General features: G+C 68.0%; 4 protein-coding genes. 1 reads left to right on the top strand and 3 read right to left on the bottom strand.

Annotation, left to right across the window (positions count from 1 at the left end):
- Positions 1-139: 139 nt before the first annotated feature.
- The 3 genes from FGF04_RS13645 to FGF04_RS13635 are packed head-to-tail and all read right to left on the bottom strand — an operon-like array spanning position 140 to position 2,884.
- Entirely contained in the window at positions 140-949 is an 810-nt protein-coding gene (locus FGF04_RS13645) for an amino acid ABC transporter ATP-binding protein (protein ID WP_408055615.1), read from the bottom strand.
- Complete coding sequence (locus tag FGF04_RS13640; protein ID WP_149511571.1) at positions 946-1,890, bottom strand: amino acid ABC transporter permease; 945 nt, start codon at positions 1,888-1,890, stop codon at positions 946-948. Before FGF04_RS13640 ends, FGF04_RS13645 begins: the two co-directional genes overlap by 4 nt.
- Positions 1,891-1,921: 31 nt before the next feature.
- On the bottom strand, positions 1,922-2,884 hold the full coding sequence (locus FGF04_RS13635; RefSeq protein WP_149511570.1) for an ABC transporter substrate-binding protein: 963 nt from the start codon (positions 2,882-2,884) through the stop codon (positions 1,922-1,924).
- A 652-nt stretch (positions 2,885-3,536) separates the two neighbouring features.
- Between FGF04_RS13635 and FGF04_RS13625 the strand changes: the two genes are divergently transcribed.
- A complete protein-coding gene (locus tag FGF04_RS13625) occupies positions 3,537-4,760 on the top strand; it encodes an NAD(P)-dependent malic enzyme (RefSeq protein ID WP_149511568.1) in 1,224 nt (407 codons plus the stop codon).
- The last annotated feature ends 100 nt before the right edge of the window (positions 4,761-4,860 follow it).

The following is a 4,860-nucleotide window of genomic DNA, read 5'->3' as shown; positions in this document are numbered from 1 at the left end:
CCCTTAGGGGCGCGGGGAACTGCGCGATCAGCCCCCACCGGCCGCAGGTAAGCAACAAAGCAGCAGGCAGGCAACGAACGCGAAGGGGCGGTACGGATTCCCGTACCGCCCCTTCGCATTTCGGCTGCACCGCCGAGCGCTAAAGCACCTTCGACAGGAACGACTGCGTCCGCTCGTGCCGCGGGTTCGTCAGGACGTCCCGCGGGTGGCCGGACTCGACCACCACGCCGCCGTCCATGAAGACCAGCGAGTCGCCGACCTCCCGCGCGAACCCCATCTCGTGCGTGACGACGACCATCGTCATGCCCGACTCGGCGAGGTCGCGCATGACGTCGAGGACGTCGCCGACCAGCTCCGGGTCGAGCGCCGACGTCGGCTCGTCGAAGAGCATCAGCTTCGGCTCCATCGCCAGCGCCCGCGCGATGGCGACCCGCTGCTGCTGGCCGCCGGAGAGCTGCGAGGGGTAGTTGCCGGCCTTGTCGCCCAGCCCCACCCGCTCCAGCAGCTGTCCCGCGCGCTCCCGCGCCTGCGCCCGGCTCACGCCCTTGACCTGGACCGGCGCCTCCATGACGTTCTCGGTCGCCGTCATGTGCGGGAACAGGTTGAAGCGCTGGAACACCATGCCGATGTCCCGCCGCTTCAGCGCGACCTCGCTGTCCTTGAGCTCGTACAGCTTGTCGCCCTTCTGGCGGTAGCCGACCAGCTCGCCGTCCACGTACAGCCGTCCGGCGTTGACCTTCTCCAGGTGGTTGATGCACCGCAGGAACGTCGACTTGCCGGAGCCGGACGGGCCGATGAGGCAGAAGACCTCACCGGGCTTCACCTCCAGGTCGATGCCCTTGAGGACCTCGACCGGGCCGAAGGACTTGTGCACGCCCTCGGCCTTCACCATCGGCGTACCCGAGTCCTTCGGCGTACCGGGGTCGACCTTCGTCACATCGGCGGTCATGCGGTTGCTCCTCCGCCCGAGCGGTTCGACAGGGACAGCACGTTCGCCCTGATCTTCTGAAGCGGCGTGGGCGGCAGCGCGCGGCTCGAACCGCGGGCGTAGTACCGCTCGATGTAGTACTGCCCGACGCTGAGCACCGAGGTCAGGACCAGGTACCAGGCGGCGGCGAGGAAGTACATCTCCACCGGCGCGCCCGACGACTGCCCGATGTCCTGGGCGTAGCGGAACAGCTCGGCGAACTGGACCACCGACACCAGCGAGGTGGTCTTCAGCATGTTGATGACCTCGTTGCCCGTGGGGGGCACGATCACGCGCATCGCCTGCGGGATCACGATCCGCCGCAGCGTCTTGCCGTGGCTCATGCCCAGGGCGTGCGCGGCCTCGGTCTGTCCCTCGTCGACCGACAGCAGGCCGGCGCGGCAGATCTCCGCCATGTACGCGGCCTCGTTGAGGCCGAGCCCGAGGAGCGCCGTCAGCAACGGCGTCATGAAGTTCGACCACTCGTCCTTGTAGACCGGGCCGAGGTTGATGTACTCGAAGACCAGCCCCAGGTTGAACCAGACGACGAGCTGGACCAGGACCGGGGTGCCCCGGAAGAACCAGATGTAGAACCACGCGATCGACGAGGTCACCGGGTTCTTCGACAGGCGCATCACCGCGAGGAGGATGCCGCCCACGATGCCGATCAGCATCGACAGGACGGTGAGCAGCATCGTCTGGCCGACGCCCTTGATGATCCGGTCGTCGAAGAAGTAGTCCGGGACGGCGCCCCAGTTGATCTTGCCCTGGGCGAACGCGTAGATGATCGCCGCGAAGAGCGCGATCGCGACGACCGCCGAGACGTACCGCCCGTAGTGCCGGACCGGGATGGCCTTGATGGCCTCCGGTCCGCCCGGGGGAGTGCGCTCGGGGCCGCCCGTCTTGTCGATGTCAACAGTCACGGATGTTGCCTTTCAGTGCCGCCGGTCGCGGTCACTTGCCGCCGTTGAGGGTGGCTTCCTTGACGGCGCCCGCCCCGACGCCCCACTTCGCGATGACCTTGTCGTACTCGCCGTTCTTGATGATCGCGTCGAGCGCGGCCTGCAGGGCGTCCCGCAGCTCGGTGTTCGACTTGGCCACCGCGATGCCGTACGGGGCCGCCTCGACCTGCTCGCCGACGACCACGAAGTCCTTGCCGCCGCCGGAGGTCTTCGCCGCGTACGCCGCGACGGGGAAGTCCGAGGAACCGGCGTCGGCGCCACCGGCGCGCAGCCGGGTCTGGGCCTGCTGGTCGTTGTCGAAGGCCTCGATGGAGAGCTTCTTGCCCGCCGGACACTTCTTGGCCTGGTCCTTGGCGAGGTCGTTGGAGACCGTGTTGCGCTGCACCACGATCTTCTTGCCGCACAGGTCGTCCCAGGTCTTGATGCCCTGCTCGTCACCCTGCTTGGTGTAGATCGAGACGCCCGCGGTGAAGTAGTCGATGAAGTCGACGCCCTCGCCGACCTTCTTCCCGGTCTCGGCGTCGATGCCCTCCTGGCGGTCCTTGGTGTCCGTCATCGCCGACATCGCGATGTCGTACCGCTTGGAGCGCAGACCGGTCAGCAGCGTGTCGAACGTGCCGTTCTCGAACTCGAACTTCACGCCGAGCTGCTTGCCCATGGCGTCCGCGAGGTCGGGGTCGATGCCGACCGTCTTGCCGGAGTCGTCCTTGAACTCGACCGGTGCGTACGCGATGTCCGAGCCGACCTTGATGGTGCCCTTGTCGCGGATGGACTTGGGCAGCTTGTCGGCGAGCGGGGCCGAGCTGGACGCCGAGCTGTCCGAGCTGCCGCTGTCCTTGTCATCGGTCTGGTCACCGCAGCCGGAGAGCAGCAGGGCGCCTGCGACCGCGATCGCACCGGCCGCGGCTATCCGGGACTGCGCGGTGGTCGTACGACGGGTGGAGCGTGCGGTCATGGTGGGTTCCTCCGGCGGGTGGGTGGAGTTGCCGATGGTTCGGCAGGAGCCGATGGTCGACGAGAACACACACCTTCGGGTGTCGCGACCTCGTGTGATGACGGCATCTTGCCATTCGGACTCACGCCTTCAGGGTCCCTGCCATGTCAAAATCGGATAACGGGTGACCCCCGAACCGGACCCGATGAGTCCGGCATGACCGGACCTTGTACGGAAATCCTCCGTAAGCGCCGGAAGATCTGCGGTGAACGCCGTGGGGCGGGCGATCGCTTCCGGGTACTTCGGGCATCAAGGTGCTTAGTGGCGCTTAATTCGCACCATATGCCTGTTCGCCTCATTCGGCCATGAGTCATGTCACCGGTATGTGACCTTCGCACTCCGGTATACGAGCCCGGGCGCCCCGATTCGTCCTCCGCGGCGGTCCGCGTGTGACCTTCGCTCCACCGACTCGTCCGCGGTGCGGTCCGTCCGGTATGAAGGTTCCTTACACCCCTCATCCGGGGCTCAGGGCGCGTGTGCGGCGCGCCCGTCGCGCACGTTCCGTCCCAGTGTCACCCGGGGGCGCAACAGTCCTCAGGGACGTGCACGGTGCCCGCCCGCCCCTCACCCGGAGCGGACCCTCAACCATTTAAGACTTAAGGGGTAAAACAAAGTGGCAGCGGAGATCGTCAATCCTCGCAGCGACAGCAGTACGGACCAGGACGGCGGGGCCGAGCCCCTCGATTCCTTCGATCCGGCGTTCGCGCTGCACCGCGGCGGCAAGATGGCCGTGCAGGCCACCGTGCCCGTCCGCGACAAGGACGACCTGTCCCTCGCGTACACCCCCGGCGTCGCGAAGGTCTGCACGGCCATCGCGGAGCAGCCGGAACTCGTCCACGACTACACCTGGAAGTCGTCCGTGGTCGCCGTCGTGACGGACGGGACCGCCGTGCTCGGACTCGGCGACATCGGGCCCGAGGCCTCCCTCCCCGTCATGGAGGGCAAGGCGATCCTGTTCAAGCAGTTCGGCGGGGTCGACGCCGTGCCGATCGCGCTGGACTGCACGGGCGTGGACGAGATCGTCGAGACCGTGGTGCGGCTCGCGCCGTCCTTCGGCGGCGTCAACCTGGAGGACATCTCGGCGCCGCGGTGCTTCGAGATCGAGCGTCAACTGCAGGAGCGGCTGGACATCCCCGTCTTCCACGACGACCAGCACGGGACGGCCGTCGTCACGCTGGCCGCCCTGCGCAACGCCGCGCGGCTGACCGGACGCTCCCTGGGGCAGCTGCGGGCCGTGATCTCGGGCGCGGGCGCGGCCGGGGTGGCCATCGCCAAGTTCCTGCTGGAGGCGGGGCTCGGGGACGTGGCCGTCGCGGACCGCAAGGGGATCGTGTCGGCCGACCGGGACGACCTGACGCCGGTCAAGCGCGAACTGGCCACCATGACCAACAAGGCCGGGCTGTCCGGCTCGCTGGAGTCCGCGCTCGCCGGGGCCGACGTCTTCATCGGCGTGTCCGGCGGCACGGTGCCCGAGCCCGCCGTGGCCTCGATGGCCGAGGGCGCGTTCGTGTTCGCCATGGCGAACCCCGACCCCGAGGTGCACCCGGACGTCGCCCACAAGTACGCGGCCGTCGTCGCGACCGGGCGGTCCGACTACCCGAACCAGATCAACAACGTGCTGGCGTTCCCCGGGATCTTCGCCGGGGCGCTGCAGGTGCGGGCCTCCCGGATCACCGAGGGGATGAAGATCGCGGCGGCCGAGGCGCTGGCGTCCGTCGTCGGGGACGACCTCGCGGCGGACTACGTGATCCCGTCGCCGTTCGACGAGCGGGTGGCTCCGGCGGTCACTGCGGCGGTTGCCGCTGCCGCTCGGGCGGAGGGTGTGGCTCGGCGGTAGTCCGCCTGCCCCGTCCTGTTCCGTACTGCTGTCGCTGCGAGGATTGACGATCTCCGCTGCCACTTTGTTTTACCCCTTAAGTCTTAAATGGTTGAGGGTC

Origin of the sequence: Streptomyces apricus, from assembly GCF_008369065.1 — a bacterium.
Lineage (GTDB): Bacteria > Actinomycetota > Actinomycetes > Streptomycetales > Streptomycetaceae > Streptomyces > Streptomyces apricus.
This window is presented reverse-complemented; position numbering and strand designations above follow the sequence as displayed.

Coding starts and splice junctions, on each gene's coding strand:
- FGF04_RS13635 (WP_149511570.1), bottom strand. CDS start 2,884: ATGACCGCACGCTCCACCCGTCGTACGACCACCGCGCAGTCCCGGATA.
- FGF04_RS13645 (WP_408055615.1), bottom strand. CDS start 949: ATGACCGCCGATGTGACGAAGGTCGACCCCGGTACGCCGAAGGACTCG.